At 49.3% G+C, this 20823-nt stretch carries 23 protein-coding genes; 12 read left to right on the top strand and 11 right to left on the bottom strand.

All coding sequences use genetic code 11. The features are described 5' to 3' along the window. The first annotated feature begins 6 nt into the window (after positions 1-6). Together BC349_RS12360 and BC349_RS12355 are read left to right on the top strand one after the other, a co-directional pair. Positions 7-1152, top strand: a complete 1146-nt coding sequence (locus tag BC349_RS12360; protein WP_187257075.1) for a SusE domain-containing protein — start codon at positions 7-9, stop codon at positions 1150-1152. Positions 1153-1328: 176 nt separating this feature from the next. Further along, a complete protein-coding gene (locus tag BC349_RS12355) occupies positions 1329-2168 on the top strand; it encodes a phytanoyl-CoA dioxygenase family protein (RefSeq protein ID WP_187257074.1) in 840 nt (279 codons plus the stop codon). Positions 2169-2185: 17 nt separating this feature from the next. On the opposite strand, the gene BC349_RS12350 is transcribed toward BC349_RS12355, so the two are convergent. Beyond that, complete coding sequence (locus BC349_RS12350; RefSeq protein WP_187257073.1) at positions 2186-2788, bottom strand: hydrolase; 603 nt, start codon at positions 2786-2788, stop codon at positions 2186-2188. A gap of 174 nt (positions 2789-2962) precedes the next feature. On the opposite strand from BC349_RS12350, the gene rplM reads away from it, so the two are divergent. The 5 genes from rplM to BC349_RS12325 all read left to right on the top strand — a co-directional run bounded on the left by rplM (position 2963) and on the right by BC349_RS12325 (position 6846). Continuing rightward, positions 2963-3406, top strand: a complete 444-nt coding sequence (rplM, locus tag BC349_RS12345) for a 50S ribosomal protein L13 (protein WP_187257072.1) — start codon at positions 2963-2965, stop codon at positions 3404-3406. Between the two features lie 33 nt (positions 3407-3439). Then, complete coding sequence (gene rpsI / locus BC349_RS12340; protein ID WP_187257071.1) at positions 3440-3829, top strand: 30S ribosomal protein S9; 390 nt, start codon at positions 3440-3442, stop codon at positions 3827-3829. Between the two features lie 30 nt (positions 3830-3859). Next, a complete protein-coding gene (rpsB, locus tag BC349_RS12335) occupies positions 3860-4735 on the top strand; it encodes a 30S ribosomal protein S2 (protein WP_187257070.1) in 876 nt (291 codons plus the stop codon). A 104-nt stretch (positions 4736-4839) separates the two neighbouring features. Then, the gene (tsf, locus tag BC349_RS12330) at positions 4840-5676 is read left to right on the top strand and encodes a translation elongation factor Ts (RefSeq protein ID WP_187257069.1); all 837 of its coding nucleotides are present in this window, start codon (positions 4840-4842) and stop codon (positions 5674-5676) included. Positions 5677-5748: 72 nt separating this feature from the next. Beyond that, entirely contained in the window at positions 5749-6846 is a 1098-nt protein-coding gene (locus tag BC349_RS12325; RefSeq protein ID WP_187257068.1) for a VIT1/CCC1 transporter family protein, read from the top strand. An 80-nt stretch (positions 6847-6926) separates the two neighbouring features. On the opposite strand, the gene BC349_RS12320 is transcribed toward BC349_RS12325, so the two are convergent. Then, positions 6927-8675, bottom strand: coding sequence for a hypothetical protein (locus tag BC349_RS12320; protein WP_187257067.1), 1749 nt, complete (start codon positions 8673-8675; stop codon positions 6927-6929). Continuing rightward, a complete protein-coding gene (locus BC349_RS12315; protein WP_222840168.1) occupies positions 8668-9522 on the bottom strand; it encodes an ABC transporter ATP-binding protein in 855 nt (284 codons plus the stop codon). Before BC349_RS12315 ends, BC349_RS12320 begins: the two co-directional genes overlap by 8 nt. 52 nt (positions 9523-9574) lie before the next feature. Between BC349_RS12315 and pyrH the strand changes: the two genes are divergently transcribed. The 3 genes from pyrH to pdxH all read left to right on the top strand — a co-directional run bounded on the left by pyrH (position 9575) and on the right by pdxH (position 12257). Next, positions 9575-10300: a UMP kinase gene (gene pyrH, locus BC349_RS12310; protein ID WP_187257066.1), complete on the top strand. Its 726-nt coding sequence runs from the start codon at positions 9575-9577 to the stop codon at positions 10298-10300. 184 nt (positions 10301-10484) lie between these two features. Beyond that, on the top strand, positions 10485-11543 hold the full coding sequence (locus BC349_RS12305) for a coiled-coil domain-containing protein (protein ID WP_187257065.1): 1059 nt from the start codon (positions 10485-10487) through the stop codon (positions 11541-11543). 72 nt (positions 11544-11615) lie between these two features. Then, on the top strand, positions 11616-12257 hold the full coding sequence (pdxH, locus tag BC349_RS12300; RefSeq protein WP_187257064.1) for a pyridoxamine 5'-phosphate oxidase: 642 nt from the start codon (positions 11616-11618) through the stop codon (positions 12255-12257). Between the two features lie 121 nt (positions 12258-12378). Here the strand turns inward: pdxH and BC349_RS12295 are convergent, their stop codons facing one another. The 4 genes from BC349_RS12295 to BC349_RS12280 all read right to left on the bottom strand — a co-directional run bounded on the left by BC349_RS12295 (position 12379) and on the right by BC349_RS12280 (position 14240). Further along, positions 12379-12498 (bottom strand): 30S ribosomal protein THX, encoded by a 120-nt coding sequence (locus tag BC349_RS12295; RefSeq protein WP_187257063.1) that lies wholly within the window; start codon positions 12496-12498, stop codon positions 12379-12381. 97 nt (positions 12499-12595) lie between these two features. Next, a complete protein-coding gene (locus BC349_RS12290; RefSeq protein WP_281384573.1) occupies positions 12596-12985 on the bottom strand; it encodes an HU family DNA-binding protein in 390 nt (129 codons plus the stop codon). A 175-nt stretch (positions 12986-13160) separates the two neighbouring features. After that, a complete protein-coding gene (locus BC349_RS12285; protein WP_187257061.1) occupies positions 13161-13466 on the bottom strand; it encodes a DUF4286 family protein in 306 nt (101 codons plus the stop codon). Between the two features lie 6 nt (positions 13467-13472). Then, on the bottom strand, positions 13473-14240 hold the full coding sequence (locus BC349_RS12280; protein ID WP_187257060.1) for an exodeoxyribonuclease III: 768 nt from the start codon (positions 14238-14240) through the stop codon (positions 13473-13475). Positions 14241-14291: 51 nt separating this feature from the next. Between BC349_RS12280 and BC349_RS12275 the strand changes: the two genes are divergently transcribed. Beyond that, positions 14292-15023, top strand: coding sequence for an LOG family protein (locus BC349_RS12275; protein ID WP_187257059.1), 732 nt, complete (start codon positions 14292-14294; stop codon positions 15021-15023). A 2-nt stretch (positions 15024-15025) separates the two neighbouring features. Then, the gene (locus BC349_RS12270) at positions 15026-15790 is read left to right on the top strand and encodes a CPBP family intramembrane glutamic endopeptidase (protein WP_187257058.1); all 765 of its coding nucleotides are present in this window, start codon (positions 15026-15028) and stop codon (positions 15788-15790) included. Here BC349_RS12270 and BC349_RS12265 read toward each other — a convergent pair. The 4 genes from BC349_RS12265 to recR form a co-directional block, all read right to left on the bottom strand. Further along, complete coding sequence (locus tag BC349_RS12265) at positions 15782-16111, bottom strand: DMT family transporter (RefSeq protein ID WP_187257057.1); 330 nt, start codon at positions 16109-16111, stop codon at positions 15782-15784. The two genes, BC349_RS12270 and BC349_RS12265, sit on opposite strands and share 9 nt — an antisense overlap. Positions 16112-16176: 65 nt before the next feature. After that, on the bottom strand, positions 16177-18888 hold the full coding sequence (metH, locus tag BC349_RS12260) for a methionine synthase (RefSeq protein WP_187257056.1): 2712 nt from the start codon (positions 18886-18888) through the stop codon (positions 16177-16179). Next, positions 18885-19904 (bottom strand): homocysteine S-methyltransferase family protein, encoded by a 1020-nt coding sequence (locus BC349_RS12255; protein WP_187257055.1) that lies wholly within the window; start codon positions 19902-19904, stop codon positions 18885-18887. The genes metH and BC349_RS12255 overlap by 4 nt, the downstream gene beginning before the upstream one ends. A gap of 269 nt (positions 19905-20173) precedes the next feature. Continuing rightward, positions 20174-20788: a recombination mediator RecR gene (recR, locus tag BC349_RS12250; RefSeq protein ID WP_187257054.1), complete on the bottom strand. Its 615-nt coding sequence runs from the start codon at positions 20786-20788 to the stop codon at positions 20174-20176. Positions 20789-20823 lie beyond the last annotated feature (35 nt).

Below are 20823 nucleotides of genomic sequence, written 5' to 3'. Positions count from 1 at the left end.
GATGCCATGAAATATTTTTCAAAACTTTTCTTTTTTGCCACGCTGTTGACTACCCTGTTTACAGCCTGCGAGAAAGTAGACGACCTGCCGGTTTACGCTAACGGAACGGCGCCTGTCCTAACCGCTTCGGCCACAACCATTGCACCGGCACCTTCGGACTCACTGACGACTGCCTTGACCCTTAACTGGTCCAGCCCGAAATATGCAACTGATACCGCTAAATATAAGTACCTGATCGAGATCGACCAGGCGGGAAAGAACTTCGCTACCGCAGCCTCACGCGTTGTTAGTGGCGCATTGTCCACTTCTTTCCTTGCAAAAGAGATCAATGAGATCCTGCTCGCAAAGGGATTCAGCTTTAATGTGCCATATGATATGGAAGTAAGGCTGACATCATCCTACGCGAACAATAATGAACAGCTTGGCTCCAATGTGATCGCCATGAAAATGACGCCCTACAAGGTTCCTCCGAAAGTGGCGTTGCCGGTATCCGGCAAACTATTCATCGTGGGTGATGCTACGGAAGGCGGCTGGACCAACCCGGTGCCCGCACCCAGCCAGGAGTTCGCCCGCCTGGATGAAACCACCTGGGCCGGAGTGTTCAACATGAAAGGAGGAAAACAATACCTGATACTCCCGGTAAACGGAAGCTGGGATAATAAATTCTCTGTGGCAGATAATACCAAACCCGGATTGTCTGATGGCGGAGATTTCGGATTCAACCTCAGCAGCAATTTCCCGGGTCCGACAGCAGATGGGATGTACAAAATTGTGCTGGATTTCCAGGCTGGTAAATTCACGGTGACACCTTATACCGAAAACAACCTGCCGGAGAATCTTTTCATGGTAGGAAGCGCCACACCCGGCGACTGGAGCAACCCTGTACCAGTACCAGCCCAGCAATTCACGCGCCTGAATTCAGTGGAGTGGGAGCTGAGTATTGCATTGGCCGGTGGAAAAGAGTACTTGCTCCTGCCGGTTAACGGAAGTTGGGATCATAAATATTCCGTTGCCGATAATTCCCTGCCCGGATTGTCTGCCGGCGGAACCTTTGGCTATGATAAGCCGCAGAACTTCCCCGGTCCGGCCACCAGCGGAACCTACAAAATCAACGTGAATTTCGCCACCAGCAAATTCATCGTTACGCAATAACCGTCTGACGCGCGTCTGACGTACGTCAGACGCGCGTCAGACGCATACCCCAGGGAGCATCGGAAATTTCGCCGGTGCTCCCTGTTTTTTATGTTCTGGTTATTTGGGTAAATTGACTGTCGAACAGCAGCAGGTTACCCAAAACTGAATTCCTGCGATACCCCAAATATGACGCTATGCCAGCCATACCAGAATCTATCGCATCCATCCTCCGGGAGCCCTACCAGCTCAATCCGGAACAAATTGAATGTTACCAGCAGAACCGTTTCATCAAACTGAAACAGGTGCTTGATGAATCAACCCTTGGTTATTTCAACGACATCATCACCAGGCAGGTAGACAGCATGAATAAGGTAACCACCACACTTGCGGAGCGATCCACCTACGGCAAGGCATTTTTGCAACTCTTTAATCTCTGGCGGGAAAATGAATCCATCAAAGAACTGGTTTGCAGTAAAAGGCTGGCTAAGATCGCGGCCGACCTGATGCAGGTGGAGGGAACACGTATCTACCACGACCAGGCCTTGTTTAAAGAACCCGGCGGCGGTTTCACTCCCTGGCATGCCGACCAGTATTACTGGCCATTGGAAACGGATAAAACCATCACCGCCTGGATTCCCCTGCAGGCCACACCCCTTGAAATGGGGCCGCTGGAGTTCAGCGCCGGCAGCCAGGTTATTGTGGAAGGGAGGGAACTGGAAATCAGTGATGAATCCGAACTGCTCATCCAGCAACGGTTAAGGGTAACCGATTTCACCCATGTGGTGGAACCATTCGACGCGGGAGAAATTAGTTTTCATTCCGGCTGGGTATTCCACCGGGCGGGTGCCAATACTACAGACCAGATGCGGAAAGTGATGACCATCATCTATATGGACCGCGACATGAAGCTGAAGGCACCGGAGAATAAAAACCAGGAACTCGACTGGGTCACCTGGTGCCCGGGGGCTACTATCGGGGAACCGATTGATACGCCATTGAACCCGGTGGTGTGGGAAACGACCAGGCGTAGTTAATGCCGCATGGCTGCTTCTTAAGCCACTCCGGCCTGGTGTTCCAGCACAAATCCGATGATCTCCTCCAGCGGCGTTTGGATCCGGCTGAGGGCGTCATTGATCTCATCTCGGTTCACCTGGGCGGCAAAAGAGGGGGTCTTCATTTTCTTCAGAACGCTTTTCACGTCCATACCTTCATAACGGGTGGGGCGAATCAGCGCGGCGGCATGGATAAAGCCCGACAGTTCATCAAACACATAAATCATCTTCTCCATCACGCTTTCAGGCTCCACGCCGAAATGCCGTGGACCATGGCAGGCGATGGTGCGGATTACCGCCGGGTCAATCTGCCGGCTCTCCAGCTCCTCAATAATGATGCGGCAGTGATGATCGGGATGTTTGTCCCAGTCGGCATCGTGCAATACCCCCGCCAGCCACCACTGGTGCGCCTGGGTTTCAGTCAATCCTTCCTTTTCCAGGGCCCAGGCCTTCATCACTGCGCCCACCTGCCGCATATGCAGTTGCAGCCTTTCATTCGGTACCCAATCGCGCAATAATTCCAGTGCTTCCTGTTCAGTCATGGTATTTCCTGCATTCACCGGGTCGCCAAAAATGGTCCTGCCTAAGTTCAAATCTGCCATCTATTTAAATTTTATGTAAAAATTTTTATTGAAAATCAATTAGTTACAAAACAGTTATAAAAATTAGTCATGCAAAATCTTGGAAAATAGCCACCAGTCGGCCTACCTTTGCGCTCCGAATTATTTCATCATTCCCGTTACCGGGATGGCGGTAGCGGACTAAATTAAGTTTAAATGAGCAAATTACATTTCACCACAAAGCATGCGAACGAGGCTACCATACAGCGTAACTGGTACGTTGTGGACGGTACCAATCAAACCGTTGGTCGTATGTGTGCCAAAATCGCGGCCGTACTGCGTGGTAAGAACAAAGCGTATTTCACTCCACACGTAGACTGTGGCGATTTCGTTATCGTGATCAATGCCGACAAGATTCAGTTCACCGGCAACAAGTTTGACCAGAAAGTGTATGAGAACTTCAGTGGTTACCCCGGTGGCCGCAAGGAAGAAGTTGCCAAGGACCTGCTGAAGCGTCGTCCTGAGGTGATCATTGAGCGCGCTGTAAAAGGCATGCTTCCCAAGAACCGTCTGGGCCGCAAGATGTACAAGAAGTTGTTTGTTTATGCCGATGGCAACCATCCGCATGTTGCACAGCAACCTAAAGAACTGAAATTCTAAGTCAACAATTAATTTATCCCAAATTCCAAATAGATGGAAAAGCAAAAAAATGGTTTAGGTCGTCGTAAGGAAGCCGTTACACGCGTGTTCCTCAGCAAAGGCGATGGCAAAATCACTGTAAACGATAAAGATTATAAAGTGTATTTCCCGCTGGTTTACCTGCAGAACCAGGTGGAAGCTCCCCTGAAAGCCATTGAGGCTATCGACAAGTTCGATATCGTGATCAATGCAACAGGTGGTGGTGTGAAAGGCCAGGCCGAAGCTGCAAAGCTGGGTATCGCCCGTGCACTGCTCGAAGTAAATGCTGAATACCGTCCCACACTGAAAGCCGGTGGTTTCCTCACCCGCGATCCCCGTGGTGTTGAACGTAAGAAGCCAGGTCGTAAGAAAGCACGTAGAAGCTTCCAGTTCAGTAAGCGTTAATTTACTTCAAACATTATTAATCAGATTAAGATGGAAAACAATACATCCTTACAACAACAACTTCTCGATGCAGGTGTACACTTTGGTCACCTCAAGAAGAAGTGGAACCCCAAAATGTTGCCTTATATCTTCGCTGAGAAGAAAGGTATTCATATCATCGACCTGAACAAGACCACTGAAAGTCTGCAGGAAGCTTCTGCTGCACTGAAGCAGATCGCCCGCAGCGGTAAGAAGATCATGTTCGTAGGCACCAAGAAGCAGGCGAAAGAAATCGCTACCCAGTGCGCGCAGCGTGTTAACATGCCCTTCGTTACAGAACGTTGGCTGGGTGGTATGCTCACCAACTTCAACACCGTTCGTAAGAGCGTGAAGAAGATGCAGAGTATCGAGAAAATGCTGACCGACGGTACTTTCGACAACGTTACCAAGAAAGAGCGCCTGACCCTGACCCGCGATAAAGAGAAGATGGAAAAGGTTCTGGGTGGTATCGCCCAGCTGGGTCGTGTGCCCGCTGCCCTCTTCATCATCGACATCGGTCATGAGCACATCGCCCTGTCTGAAGCAAAGCGTCTTGGCATCACCACTTTCGGTATGGTTGACACCAACTGTGATCCGAACAAGGTTGATTTCCCGATCCCTGCCAACGACGATGCTACCAAGTCTATCGCCATCATCATTGAATATATCACTGCAGCCATCGCTGAAGGTCTTGCTGAAAGGCAGGAAGCCAAGGATTCGGATGTGGAAGAAAGCAGCGATGAGAACGAAAAGCGCGCAGCTCGTATGGAAGCGGAAGCCCAGGCTGAAGCAGCCCGTGGCGGTCGCGGTGGCGCTCCACGTGGCGGTGCCGGTAACGCACCCAAGCGTCGCGTTCCCAATAGTCCGAAGCGCACTGGTGCACGATAATTTCATAAGTGAATAGGTGAATAAGTCAATAAGTGAATACAATCTTATTTCACCTATTCACCTTTTCACCTTTTTTGATCTGAAATATTAAAAACTCCTATACAATGTCTACTGTAACTATTACAGCCGCTGATATCAATAAACTGCGCCAGGCCACTGGTGCCGGTATGATGGACTGCCGCAAGGCCCTGACAGAAAACAATGGCGATTTCGAAGCTGCTATCGACTGGCTGCGTAAGAAAGGTGCCAAAGTTGCCGCCCTGCGCAGCGATCGTGAAGCGAAAGAAGGTGTGGTGCTGGCTAAAACAACTGCAGACAACAAAACCGGTATCGCTCTCTGTGTTAGTTGCGAAACCGACTTCGTGAGCAAGAACGCTGATTTCGTTGCTTTCGCCCAGAGCATCATGGATGCCGCGATCGCAAACAACGTTAAGAGCGCTGAAGAACTGAATGAAGTAGCCATCAACGGACAGAAAATCGCTGACCTGGTGAACGACAAACTCGCTTCCATCGGCGAAAAGATCGGTATCTCCAAGTTCGAGCGCATCGATGCTGATTATGTGGCTTCCTATATTCACGGTGCAAACCGTATGGGTGTACTGGTTGGACTGAACAAAGAAGCTGCCGAAGCTGGTAAGGACGTAGCGATGCAGATCGCTGCCATGAACCCTGTTGCGGTGGATGCCGACTCAGTTCCTGCTGAAACTGTTGCCCGCGAAAAAGCCATCATCACTGACCAGGTTGCTGCCGATCCTAAAATGGCCGGCAAGCCTGCAGAAATGATCGAAAAGATCGCTGCCGGCAAACTGGGTGCTTTCTTCAAAGAGAATACCCTGCTGGCCCAGGCCTTCGTAAAGGATGGCGCTATCAGTGTGGCCGATTACCTGAAAAGTGCCGGTGATTTGAAGGTTTCTTCTTTCAAGCGCGTTGCCTTAGGTTAATCCTAACGGTTATCATATAAGTGTCTGACATCTTTCATAAGGTGTCAGACACTTTTTTTTTACCTTAACTGTATGAGCCTGAAAAGCATCCAAACCGAAATAGATACCAGTTACCTCTATCGCCAATTGGCATCGCACGAAGAAGATCCCGTTGTAGCCAATGTTTTCCGGCAGATGAGTGAAATTGAAGACACCCACGTGCAGGCATTCGCCCGCAAGGAAAATCTATCTTCCAGCCAGTTGCCCGGACCTTCCTGGCGAGCAAAAACGCTCAATTTCATCGGAAAGGTTTTCGGCTATGATTATGTTTTCGGGGTGGTGATGGATACCGAGAAAAGCATTTCAAGTGCCATTATTTCCAAAAAATCGCAGAGCAATCTGCCGCTGAACAGTACTGATATCAATCATGTCAAAATCCTGCGTTCCATACTTGAAAAGGAGGAAAGGGTAACCGGTGCCCAACTGGCCCGTTTTGAAAAACGCCACCGCTCAGTGGGTGGTAATGCCATCAGGGCAGCCGTCCTCGGGGGCAACGACGGACTGGTGTCCAACTTCAGCCTGGTAATGGGTATTGCCGGTGCCACAGCCGGCCAGGAGGGGGTATTGCTGGCCGGACTCGCGGGTTTGCTGGCCGGAGCTTTGTCCATGGCACTGGGTGAATGGATCTCGGTGAAAAGTTCGCAGGAATTGTATGAGAACCAGATGGATATTGAGATGGAGGAACTGGAGACAAATCCGGAAGGTGAAATGAAAGAACTGGCCCTGATCTATATCGCCAAAGGCGTTCCGGAAGAGCAGGCACATATTATGGCGCAGGAAACCATCAGTGATACCTCGCGTGCCCACGATGTTCTCGTCAAAGAAGAACTGGGAATCCAGCCGGATGAACTGAAAGGTTCCGCCGTGCAGGCTGCGGTGTATTCCTTTATACTATTTGCCATCGGCGCCATCATTCCCGTATTGCCGTTTATGTTTACCAGCGGTATGAAGGCCATCTACCTGAGTGTTGCCGTCAGCGCCATCGGACTGTTCCTGATCGGTGCGGCCATCACCCTGTTCACCGGCCGTAGTGTGTGGTTCTCCGGCTTTCGCCAGGTATTGTTCGGACTTGCCGCTGCAGCCATCACCTTCGGAATTGGAAAACTGATCGGCGTATCTGTTGCCGGCTAAGCCCGGAAAATAAGCCCGGAAAATAAGCTCGGAAAATTTACCCGGCATATACCCGCTATATAAACCCGCTACCCCAAACACTATACCGTTGGTGTTAATTCGCTCCAGGTGATCCTTGCGATCCTCCCAATCATTAGCCAGCATGCCAGCATGCTCAGCATGGCCAGCAGGATAACAACGCCGGTGAATTCATGTATCAAAAAATGTAATATTCCAATCGAGCCTGTTACCAGCAGCATCATGATACCCTTCAGGAAATTGCCTGAACGGTCATCCATCACGGCAGGCTTTGATGCCGGCAGGGATTTTTTGCTCATCAATAAAATAATACAGGCAACTGCCAACTGGTTCGACATGCCCAAAACCAGGTTGGGTAAGGCTTCCGGCCCTTTCCACATGAGTCCGAGTGCCAGGATCAGCAGGGCAACCGGCAGGAAAAATTTGGCGAGCATGGCTTTAAAACTGCCAAGTATAACAAGTCCGGGCCGCCTCACCGGTGTACTGTAAAAAATCCAGGATGCCCTGTATTCCTCTGCATACCCTGCCTGCTGCATGGCGTTAATGATGATGAAAGAGCTGATATAAATCAACCCCAGCAGGCCGCTGAATGACCCGCTAAACCCTCTAAGGCCCGATCCTTCTGCCGTTTCATTATAACGGAAAAGTGTAAGCGCAATCCACACAATGATATAACCGATGGTCGGGTATACCCTCATCCGGAAGCCCCTGTTCCTGGCGGTCCAGCGCCAGCTGAACAGGAAGGCGGATCTTTCTGCCGTTCCAATTGTCAGTATTGCTGCGAGAAAACCGGCAATTCCCTTCCTGCTGCCGGAAAAATTTCCGCCGGCAGTTCCGGCAGCCGGCGCAGGCGTTTCACTGCCGCCACCACCACCGCCACCACTGCCACTGCCGCCGCCACTGCCACTGATCAGAGATAGTTTCCTGTTGAAGGAAGGTGCCAGGTAACGGATTACCAGCCAGGTACTGCCAATACTGACCATCAGGCTCAACAGGAGCCATAGCCAGCCCCGGGCAATGCTTTGTCCTCCCAGCCATACCTGTGCGCCCGCGAACCAGTAGGGTGGAAACAGTTTCGCATACGAGTATTCGGTTATACTAAACTGTTGGAAATTTTCCATATCTGCCACCCTTGGAAACAACTGGTAACCACCATACAGCAGGATGATGAATACAACCTGGAACCAGGCAATAAAGGATTTAAACCTTGCCGGGGTTGTTATTTTCAGCACCAGCAGGTAAACGGCATTGATGATAAAGATGGTGAAAACACTGCCAAGGAGCGCCAGCAGCAAGAAGCTGAAAGCCGGTTGCCAGCCCTGCCTGGCAAACAGGAACACAAACGCGGGTATGCACATGGGAATGGTCACCCTGCTCATGTGTACAATGATGTGCAGCAGTTTGGCCATCAGGATGGTGCGGTCGTTCACCGGCCGGGGTAAAAGGATGCTGTTGTCACGGACATCAATCAGTACCGAAGTGAAATCGCTGATCAGTACCGATGCCAGCATAAAGAGATAGGCAAGGAAGAAAAAGCCCATATGGGTGATGGCATCACGGCCAATGGCAAAGGCGATCAGGTTAAGCATTCCCATTACCAGTGCCATCAGCATGGTGCCAAGTGTCGCATTGCTGATGCCCTCTTTTTTCCCGGAGCCCCTGGTCTGCTGCAGGGTATTGGGATGGCGGTCATCCATCATTAGCTTATACCGCAGGATGAGCGCCAGCTGGCTGGTATCGATACCGGCATTGCGGTAAAGTCCGGCCGGCAGCATGACCAGTTTATACAATAGCAGGCTGATCTTATTCATGGTCCGCTTTAACAGGTGATGCAGGAGAATCCGCAGCAGCATCCGCAGCAGCAACCGCTGAAGCAACATTGCCGGAATGGAAGGCTGCCATCAGGCTGGTGGCCGCTTCACCCAGGGAACCCGTGGATGTCAGTTGTGCGAAAATGTTTTCGAGGCTCGATTTGCCCATGCTTTCCTGCAGTTCTTCAAAACTGCCATCGGCCAGGATCCGGCCATCATTGATCAGCACGATTCTGTCACTTACTTTTTCCACCACATCCATCATATGACTGCAATAGAAAATCGTTTTTCCCTGCGCCGCTAACTGACTGATCAGTTCCTTCACAATGATTACGCTGTTGGCATCAAGTCCGCTCAATGGCTCATCCAGGATGATGATATCAGGGTCATGCAGCAGTCCTGAAATGAGCAATACCTTTTGACGCATGCCCTTGCTGAAAGTATCCATGCGTTGATGCAGATTTGCGCCCAGTCCGAAGGCAACCAGCATTTTTTGAATGCGGTCAGCTGCCATAGCGGGTTCCAGCTGGTGCAGGCCGGCGATCAGTTCAAGGAACTCAACGGGAGTGAGCACTTCATAGAGGTCTGCCAGTTCGGGTACATATCCCACCAGTTTTTTCACTTCCATGGGCTCTTGGCGCAGGTCAATGCCTTTTACGGTTATGGATCCCTCAAAATCTGGCAGCAGTCCGCAGAGAATTTTAACCGTTGTACTCTTTCCGGCTCCATTCGGGCCAATATAACCAATTACCTGGCCAGGGTAGATATCGAGGCTGATATCCTTCAAAACCTGTTTTTCGCCGAATGATTTAGAGAGCTGCACAATGCGGATAATAGGTTCCATCATTCCGGAAAGATAAAAATTCCTTTCTTTGCAGCACACTGAAAACATACACTACATGCAACCCAAGTACAAAAGAATTTTGTTGAAGCTGTCGGGGGAAGCCCTGATGGGAGAAGGCGGGACGAATGGCTATGAACCCCTGAATCATGAAATAATTGCGCAGTATGCAAAGGAGATCAAGGCGGTTGCACAGGCTGGTGTGGAAGTGGCCCTGGTGATCGGCGGAGGCAATATTTACCGTGGCATGAACGAGGCTGAAACCGGTATTGAAAGGGCTCATGGCGATTATATGGGCATGCTGGCCACGGTGATAAACGGAATGGCATTGCAGGCCGGACTGGAAAAGGAAGGCGTGTTTACGCGCTTACAGAGCGCCATAAAAATGGAACAGATAGCAGAACCTTATATCCGCAGGAGGGCCATCAGGCATCTCGAAAAGCACCGCGTGGTGATCTTCGGGGCGGGAACGGGTAATCCATATTTTACCACCGATACTGCAGGTTCCCTGCGTGCCATTGAGATCAAAGCCGATGTGATCCTGAAGGGAACAAGGGTGGATGGCATTTATTCCGCAGACCCTGAAAAGGACCCAACCGCCACCAGGTTTGAGCACATCAGCTTCCGCGATTGCATCAATAAGAACCTGAAGGTGATGGACATGACGGCTTTTACACTGTGTATGGAGAACAACCTGCCGATCATCGTGTTTGATATGAACAAACCGGGTAACCTGATGAAGGTGGTTATGGGTGAACCGGTAGGCACCCTCGTGGGCGGCTGATGAAACGGTTACAACCGGCCCGGATTACGTATTTTTACTCGAAAGCCGCTACCCGCTTGCATAATTCGGTTATACTTTTTACATTGCGAATAGAAAAACCACCTTTTGGGGTGGTTTTTTGATCCCCTGTCTGAAGATCCCATGGAAGCCCGATAAAGGATTTATTCCGAAAACTCCGACCGTTATGATCACGTTATCTAATTTATTGGCAATAAGCTTCTCCGTGGGGATTGCAGAAATCATCATCTTTCAGTTAGGGGCCATAGCGCTTGGCTTTGCCATACATCTCTTTATCACTTCCAGGAAAAATACCAGGATGCAGATCGACCGTCATGGTGAAAGGGCGGCTATCCAGGAGGCTGATGACTGGAAACTCAAATACTTTAATGATACCGAGGAACTGGAAGGCAGGATCGTCAAACAACAGAATGACCTGGCCAAATACCAGCATGAGCTGAAAAAGGTAAAGGAGAATGAGGAATTCCTGGCATTGGAACTGGAGTCGGTCAGGGAAGAAAGAAGGGAGTTGCTCGAAGCCCAGGCAGAATGGGTTGCGTCGCCCAAACCCGGTCCTGCGGTGGACTACCTTGAACAGTTACAGGAAACACAACAGCATTTCCAGCAACATAACCAACGTGTACAGCATTTGCTGACCCAGATCGAGCAATTGAAGCAGATGGAACAAAAACACCAGGAACTGGTGAGTGCCAATGAACAACTTACCCGTCAGTTGGGCGAGATGAGGGTTCACTTCGTTGAGAAGGAACAGGAGATCCGAACCCTCCGCCAGCAAAACAGGCTGGGGGAGGAAATGCAGCAGCGTCTGGAAAAAGTATACGCGGATTACAATGGCCTGCTGGATAAAATGCATAAACTTGAATCGCATATTGCCACCACTCAGAAAGAAGGGGTCAGCTTTTCAGAATTGCAGGATTCCTATTTCAAGGTTACCAAGGAGCTGGATGAATATAAACTGAAATACCTTCACCTGCTGGAGGACAACCAGCGTGTTACACGTTCCCTGGCGGATGTGGAGGATAAATTGCGTGAGTCTAATTTCCAGCGCCAGCAATTACAGAAAAAGGCAAACTACCTGGAAGAATTGAACCAGGACCTGCAGCAGGTTGCCGAACACCATAACAAACTGCACAGCCAGATGCGGCGTATTTCGGAGATCGAACAGCTTCTTGCGAAAGCAACCCAGATGTCGGGGTCACCTGACAAGGAAGAGCCGGGTTTATAAGCGGTTATATACCTGTTTAAAATCAGTTTTTTGGCAGCAGGCGGTTATTAACTTTGCCTGCAAATTGTATTTATGTCCCACACTATAGCTTCTATCCGTAAGGATTACATGCGACACTCCCTGAATGAATCTGATGTAGCGGCGAGCCCTATCCGCCAATTTGATACCTGGTGGGCGGAGGCGGTGAAAAGTGAAATAGACGAGATCAATGCCATGACGCTGGCTACCGCAACCAATGATGGGTTGCCTGATGCCAGGATAGTCCTTCTGAAGGGATATGATGAACACGGCTTTGTTTTTTTTACCAATTACCACAGCAACAAGGGGCAGCAAATGGAAGAAAATCCTAGGGCCTGCCTGGTGTTTTTCTGGAAGGAACTGGAAAGGCAGGTGAGGATCACCGGGGTGATTGAAAAAGTGAGTGAAGCCGAGAGTAATGAATATTTCCACAGCAGGCCGCACAGCAGCCGGATAGGTGCCTGGGCATCTCCGCAAAGCCAGGTAATCGAAAGCCGTTCGATACTGGAACACAAGGAAAAAGAGTTGAGCCAGACATTTGAAGGGAAGGAAATCCCACGGCCCCTGCATTGGGGCGGATACCGTTTAAAGCCTTTTTCAATGGAGTTCTGGCAGGGCAGGCCCAGCCGCTTACACGACCGGATACATTATACGCTGGAAGAAAATGGCTGGAAAATTGAGCGGTTGGCACCGTAGTGGGGCAAAGCCCGGCGCAAAGACTGGTTAGTTACCGGTAATTCAGGAAACAGATTGTTGGATGGCTTAATGGTTGCGAAGCCTCGGCCCTGTCAACCATCAAACCATCAAACTATCATGTTTAAGCTTCAGTCTTTTTGGCTGCGGCTTTTTTTGCCTGTGCGGGCCTTGCAGGCCTGCTTTTGCCAAAAGAACCTTTGAAGATCTTTCCTTTTTTGGTTTTTTTATCACCTCTTCCCATAGTAGAATTATTTAGAACGGCAAAAATAACAAAAAAAAGAGGGTGTCTGACATCTTTCAATAAAAGATGTCAGACACCCTCCTGCAGGTGCATACCATTATAATTTAGAAGACAGTTCTTTACCTGCCTTGAAACGGGCAACTTTTTTAGCCTTTATCTTGATTACAGCACCTGTCTGAGGGTTGCGGCCATTACGGGCAGCTCTCTTGCTAACAGAAAAAGTACCGAAACCAACCAGCGTTACTTTTCCACCGCCTTTCAGGGTCTTGGTAACTGCTTCGATAAATGAATCCAGTGCTTCGTTAGCCTGGGTCTTGGTGATGGCTGCGTCATCAGCAATTTTCGCAATTAATTCAGCTTTGTTCATAGTGTGAAATTTTAGAATTTTAAGCAGAACAAATATAGACGGTTTTTGATTCCAACAATTTTTTTTTTGAATTTTTAATGCACAACCAGCGGGTCGCTGGAACCCGCACCAAATCTGCATTATAGCGGAAATAATTAATGTTTAAATGGCAATCCTGTTGTTTCCTGCCGGCTGAAACCCAATACTGTAAAGGGTTTCAGCCTTTTCCCGCTGAAATGCCCGTCTGTACTGCATTACAGGAGAATGTAATACTTTTTCCGGAAATGCCGCAATCACTGTTTTTTGTTATCCACAATTAGTACACAAGTTCCATTAAAGAGCGAAATGCAATGGTCCGTTCGCCCCATTTTTCGAATACTTTTTTGCGCATTCCTTCTGCATACAAACTGATATAACGGTTATAATCTGCCTTGCTTGCCGCGGAATACTGAACAGCATAGGTAGGTCCATCAGTTTCATCCACTTCCATAAGCCGCAGGATCCGGCCGGTTTCAAAACATCCGGTTGCTGTTACCTCGGGAATATGTTCATCCTTCATCCATTTGAGCCATTCTTCCGCAATGCTCCAGTCCACATGAGTGGTTACATTGTATATAAACATGTATTCTCAGTATTTGATTTTCAGGTAAACAGGACAATGGTCACTGTGTTTTACATCAGGATAAATTTCCGCATCCAGCAGCTGTGATTTCAATTCACTTGTCACATTGATATAGTCGATCCGCCATCCTTTATTATTGAGTCTTACAGAAGGAAAACGCTGGCTCCACCAGCTGTACCGGTGCGGCTCGGGGTGAAACTCCCGGAAACTGTCTATCCATCCGCCGGCAAGGAATTTATCCATCCATGCCCTTTCCTCCGGAAGAAAGCCTGAGGATTTTTTATTTCCTTTCGGGTCGTGGATATCGATCTCCCTGTGTGCGATATTCCAGTCACCGCACACGATCAGCTTGGGCCTTTCCTTTCGTAACTGTTCCGTGTAACCGAAAAATTCATCGAGCCACTGGTATTTGTAGTCCTGCCTTTCATCGCCTGATGTGCCCGATGGGAAATAGGCATTGATCAGGGTAATGTCTCCGTAGTCGGCCCTGATAACCCTTCCTTCGGCATCACTTTGCATAAAACCATTTCCCATTTCCACGCGGTCAGGTTTTATTTTGCTGAAAATTGCCACCCCGCTGTATCCTTTCTTTTCAGCACTGTACCAGTAATCATGGAACCCAAGATCATGAAATGCCTTGTAGTTCACATTGTCTTTGTGCGCCTTGGTTTCCTGAACACAGAAAACGTCCGCCGGATCCGTTTTAAGCCATTCCAGCAGTCCCTTATTCATGGCCGCCCTGATGCCGTTAACATTGTAAGATATTATGCGCATAACCCGTTTCATTTATTTAATTTGTCGTTCTGATTGATCAAAATTATTGAAATGGCGTCGCAACAACCGATAATTCCCAGCAAAAAACACGTATTCCTTGAAGGCCCCAAAGACCGCGGTTATGAGTTGATTTTTGCCCTGCGGGTGTTTCGCCAGTTTATGATGGGTTTCAGGTCGCTTCACTTTATCGGGCCATGTATTACGGTTTTTGGCTCAGCCCGCTTCCCTGAGGATCATCCTTACTATAATATGGCAAGGGAACTTGGAAAAAGAATCGCCAAACTTGGCTTTACCACCATGACTGGCGGTGGGCCCGGAATTATGGAAGCAGCCAACAGGGGCGCCTTTGAAAGCGGCGGTTATTCCATTGGTTGTAATATAGAACTCCCATTTGAACAGAAAGCCAACCCTTACACGAATAAATCGGTCATCTTCGAACATTTCTTTGTCCGAAAGGTGTTGCTCGTAAAATATTCCTATGCATTTGTCATCATGCCGGGCGGCGTTGGCACCATGGATGAGTTCTTTGAAACCCTTACCCTGGTGCAGACAAGGACTGTGACGAAATTCCCGATTGTACTCATGGGCAAAGCCTATTACCAGCCCATGATCGATTATATGTATTTTATGGCTGAGCAGAAAACCATCAGCCGGGAGGATATGGACCTTGTGTGCCTTACTGACAGTGTGGATGAGGCCATGGAACATATCAGCAAGTATATCCAATCAAATTATGAAGTGAAGCCCCGAAAGAAAAAATGGTGGCTGTTTGAAAAAAAATAAAAATGGAAGAACCTGTTTCAATTAATGATACCTGTACGTCCTGCGGAAGTAAAATAGATTCCGAAGCATTGATCTGCTACCAATGCGGGCGGCCTACCGTTCCGGCGGAAGAGTGGGAGGGCGCCTATGAAAAGTTCAGGTTAATGGTCATGGCTTTTTTCAGTATCAACCTGGTGGTCTGCCTCTTGTTCAACTTCTGGCCTCCGGCCGGGGAAACCATTACCGGACTGATCTTAGTGGATTCATTCCTCTTTTTGTGTGCCCTCTTTTTCGCCTACCTCATGCGTGAACAGATCGGTCCTTTGCTGAAATGGAAAAAGTTCTCCTGGTGGAAACTGTCTATCCTGATCATAGTTGCCGTGGCCAGCGCCATTGTGGTCAACTACGGTGTTAAATGGATCAATAAAAGCGTATTTGACCGGGAATTGTTTTACTACGCTTCCTTCAGGCACCTGGCTTATCCCAAATTGACCATGTTCATGCTGATCGCGTTTATCCCCGCTTTCTCTGAGGAACTGGCTTACCGGGGTGTTATCCAGGCCGGACTGCTGAAAGTGATGCACGGCCGCCAGGCTGTGGTGATGACCGCACTGTTATTCGCCATCATACACATGAGCCTGATTTCGTTTTTCTGGTTATTGCCGTTTGCCCTGTTCCTGGGCTGGTTAAGGCAACGCGGACAAACACTTTGGTATGGAATTGTTGTTCACTTTTTCTTTAATGCCACTACCTGTTTTTTGGAACTGCACGAACTTGGATTAATGTGACGAAACGAATTTCAGGCCGATGATGGAACCGATCAGCGTAACCAGAAAAAACAACCTCCAGAAATCAGCCGGCTCCCTGAAAAAGATGATGCCCACCAATACCGTTCCTACTGCTCCAACCCCGGTCCATACGGCATAGGCCGTTCCTATCGGCAGCGTTTGGGTTGCCTTGTATAACAGGTACATACTGATGGACAGGCAAACGAAAAATCCGGCCATCCACCAGGTAGAGGTTGTTCCGCTTGTTTCCTTTGCCCTGGCCAGGCAGGATGCAAAGCCAACTTCGAACAAACCTGCAATGATGAGTATTATCCAGTTCATTAAAATAGTTTGTGCTTTGTTGTTTATTGTTTGTGCCTGGCTACCGTATTTCCCTGCCCTGGTTTTCAGGCTTCGTCCTCCAGGATGGGACGGAGCCACCTGGTTACTTCTTCCAATGGCATCTTCTTCCTCCCTGCATAATCTTCAAGCTGGTCCTGTTTTATTTTTCCCACCCCGAAATACTGGCTTTGCGGATGCGAGAAATACCAGCCACATACTGATGACGCCGGATACATGGCCAATGATTCGGTTAGATGGATGCCCGTGGTTTTTTCCCCTCCCAGCAGTTCGAACAGCTTGTATTTTTCGGTATGGTCCGGGCAGGCAGGATATCCCGGCGCCGGCCGGATGCCAACATAAGTTTCTTTGATCAGTTCCTCATTGCTGAGTTTTTCGTCCTTCGCATAACCCCAGTATTCCTTCCTGACTTTTTCATGCAGCCATTCTGCGAGGGCTTCTGCCAGGCGGTCTGCCAGGGCCTGCAGCATGATCTTGTTGTAATCATCATGGTTGTCCTGGAAGCGTTTGATATAAGGTTCAATTCCCTGGATGGTTACTGAAAACGCGCCCAGGAAATCCTTTTTGCCGCTTGCTTCCGGTGCAATAAAGTCCGCAAGCGAGAAATTGGGCTGTCCCGCAGCTTTTTTGATCTGCTGCCGCAGGGTTTGCAGATGAATGGTTTGTGATTTGCCGTCTGCAGTTGGTGGCTGGGTAACAGTGATTGTATCACGGGCATCTGTATGCGCAGGAAAGAAACCGATGACCCCACGTGCGGTAAGCCATTTTTCCGCAATGATCTGCTGCAGCAGTTTATTGGCATCAGCATAAAGTTTTCGCGCTTCCTTACCGATGACATCATCATCCAGTAATTGCGGGAACCTTCCGCCTAATTCCCATGCAATAAAGAATGGCGCCCAGTCGATATAGGGTGCCAGGTCTTCCAGGTTTACATTTTCAAACAACCTGGTGCCGGTGAACTGGGGTGCAACCGGTTCGTAGCCTTTCCAGTCGATATTGACCCTGTTTTTCTGTGCTTCCTCAAAACTGAGGTATTGCTTGATGGTCTTCTTGCGATTGAAGTCCTCCCGCAGTTTGCCGTATTCCCGGGAGATGTCTTCCAGGAATTTAGGTTTTTGATCATTGCTCAGCAGGGAGCTGACAACCGTCACACTCCTGGAGGCATCCAGCACATGTACCACACCGTTATCATATTGCTGGGCGATCTTAACGGCCGTGTGCATGCGGCTGGTAGTGGCGCCACCTATGAGCAGGGGCTGCTGCATTCCCCGGCGTTTCATCTCGTGTGCCACATGTACCATTTCATCCAGCGACGGGGTGATCAGCCCACTGAGGCCGATGATATCCGCTTTTTCCCTGATGGCAGTATCGAGGATTTTATCTGTTGGGACCATTACGCCCAGGTCAACGATATCATATCCGTTACAGCCCAGCACAACACCCACAATGTTTTTACCAATGTCGTGCACATCGCCTTTTACAGTGGCCAGTAATACTTTTGGGACAGATCCCTGTTCGGCAGCGGGATTGGCAAGTTTTTCCTCTTCAATAAACGGCGTCAGCCAGGCCACGCTTTTCTTCATCACGCGGGCACTCTTCACTACCTGGGGCAGAAACATTTTGCCAGCGCCGAACAAGTCGCCCACTACATTCATGCCATCCATCAACGGCCCTTCGATCACATCCAGCGGACGGGGATATTTTTTCCGGGCCTCTTCCGTATCAATATCAATATACTCGGTTATGCCGTTGATCAGTGAGTGGGTCAGGCGGGCCTCAACCGGTTCATTCCTCCAGGCTTCGTCCTTTATTATTTCCCTGCCTTTTGCCTTCACGGTTTCCGCAAAAGCAATTAGTTTTTCTGTCGATTCATTATTGTCGTTGTTACGGTTCAGGATCACATCCTCACAGAGTTGCCGCAGTGATGGTTCTATTTCATCATAGACCACCAACTGTCCGGCATTTACAATACCCATATCCATGCCTGCCCTGATAGCATGTAAGAGAAAGACACTATGCATGGCTTCCCGCACATGGTCGTTGCCCCTGAAGGAGAAAGACAGGTTGCTGACACCACCGCTGATCTTCGCCAGTGGCATCCTTTGCTTGATGATGCGGGTGGCTTCGATGAAATCCACTGCATAATTATTATGCTCTTCGAGACCGGTTGCTATGGCGAAAATGTTCGGGTCAAAGATGATGTCCTGCGGATCAAAGCCTACTTCTTTTGTAAGGATTTCATAGGCTTTTGTGCAGATGTCAACCCTGCGCTGCAAAGTGTCTGCCTGGCCATTTTCATCAAATGCCATTACTACCACTGCCGCTCCGAACATCTTGCAGATATTGGCCTCGCGAATGAATTTCTCTACTCCTTCCTTCATGGAAATAGAGTTCACGATACATTTTCCCTGTACACATTTCAAGCCCGCCTGGATGATCTCAAATTTGGAAGAATCGATCATGATGGGAATGCGCGCGATATCGGGTTCGCTTTGAAGCAGGTTCAGGAATGTGGTCATGGCCTGCACGCCATCGAGCAGTGCGTCATCCATGTTCACATCCAGAATTTGTGCACCGTTTTCCACCTGCTGGCGTGCCACCGATAAGGCTTCCTCGTATTTATTTTCCCTGATGAGCCGGGCGAATTTTTTTGAACCGGTTACATTGGTTCTTTCACCAATGTTAACAAAGTTGGTTTCCGGGCGAACCACCAATGGCTCCAGTCCGGCTAAGCGAAGGTATGGTCTGATGGTGCTCATGCTTCAAGTGCTGTTTCAACAACGGGAAGTTGTCTTGGTTTGAAATGCTTTACATGTTCTGCTATATGCCTGATATGTTCAGGCGTGGTGCCGCAGCACCCGCCTACGATATTGACGAAACCTTCTTTCGCCCAGTCTTCGAGGAAGTGTGCGGTTTGTTCAGGCTGTTCATCGTATTCGCCCATGGCGTTTGGTAATCCTGCATTGGGATAGGCTGAAGTGAAACAGGATGCTATCTCGCTGAGTTCTTCAATATGGCTGCGCATTTCTGATGCACCAAGCGCGCAGTTGAGTCCCACGCTGAGTGGCCGGGCATGCATAACCGAAATATAAAATGCTTCCAGTGTCTGTCCGCTCAGGGTACGTCCGGATGCGTCGGTGATGGTTCCACTGATCATGACCGGTAGTTCAGGCGTTTTGCTGTCCTGGAAATACTTCTTGATGGCATAGATGGCAGCTTTGGCGTTAAGCGTGTCAAATATGGTTTCTACCAGCAGCAAGTCAACACCACCCTCCACCAGTCCCTTTACCTGCTCGTAATAGGCTTCTACGGCTTCATCCCAGAGCAGCCCGCGGAAGCCGGGATTATTTACATCCGGCGAGAGACTGAGTGTTTTATTCATGGGACCGATGGCACCCGCCACGAACCTTGGCTTGGATGGATCTTTGGTGGTATAGGAGTCTGCGGCCCTGCGTGCAATGCGGGCGGCTTCGAGGTTGATCTCATAGGCAAGTGATTCCATATGATAATCGGCAAGGCTGACAAACTGCGAGTTAAAGGTGTTGGTTTCAATGATATCGGCGCCTGCATCAAGGTATTCACGGTGAATGCCTTCAATGATCCCGGGCTGGGTGAGGCAGAGCAGGTCGTTATTGCCCTTGAGGTCTGAAGGCCAGTCCTTGAATCTTTCGCCCCTGTAATCGGCTTCCGTCAGTTTATGTCTTTGTATCATCGTCCCCATGGCGCCGTCTATGATCAGGATGCGTCGGGTGAGCTCTTTGCGTATATCATTCATTGCGATGCGTTTTTGGAGAGATAGAGTATAGTATACCTCTGTTTCTCAACTCTCTGTTAATGAAATACGGCTTCCAGATCCTGAAATAAACGCGGGGAGAACTGCTATGGGTGTTCCGGTGGGCGTTTATTAGTTCTGTTGACCGTAAGAACGGCGACAGGTCGAACAATAAACAAATCCACCTGTGCGGGGGCAAAGATAGGGAATTGGCGGGAAGTGGGAATGGAGAGGCTATGAACCAATGCACCCGTACCATCCGCATACATTTTTTAAACTTTCAACTGCTCCACCGGCATCCTGTGCTGCAGGCTTCTCGCCAGGGTCATCTCATCAGCATATTCCAGTTCTCCGCCGAAAGCAATGCCGCGGGCAATGGTGGTAATCCTGATATGGGAAGGCTGCAGTTTTTTCTGAATATAGTAGATCGTGGTATCTCCCTGGATGGTAGGGTTCAGGGCAAAAATGATTTCGGTAATGGCACCCCCGGCGGCTCTTTTCAGCAGGGGCTCAATATGTAACTGATCCGGGCCGATGCCATCTAGCGGTGAAATGATACCGCCTAACACATGGTAGGTTCCGTTGAACTGCTGGGTGCTTTCAATGGCAATCACGTCACGTATGGTTTCCACCACACAAACGGTATCCTGCCTGCGCATGGGATTGGCGCAGATGGTGCACAGCAGGGAATCGGAAATATTGAAACAACGCTGGCAGAAGTGGGTCTCATTGCGCATTCGTACAATCGCTTCCCCAAAGGCCTCCACTTTTTCGGGTTCCTGCTTCAGGAGGTGCAGCACCAGCCTCAGTGCGGTTTTTTTTCCAATACCCGGTAATTTGCTGAATTCATTCACCGCTTGTTCCAATAAGGCAGATGGGAGTTGCATGGCACAAATTTAAAAAGAAGTTCGTGGTTTGCAGT

Origin of the sequence: Flavihumibacter stibioxidans (genome assembly GCF_014332695.1) — a bacterium.
Classification (GTDB): domain Bacteria; phylum Bacteroidota; class Bacteroidia; order Chitinophagales; family Chitinophagaceae; genus Flavihumibacter; species Flavihumibacter stibioxidans.
This window is presented reverse-complemented; position numbering and strand designations above follow the sequence as displayed.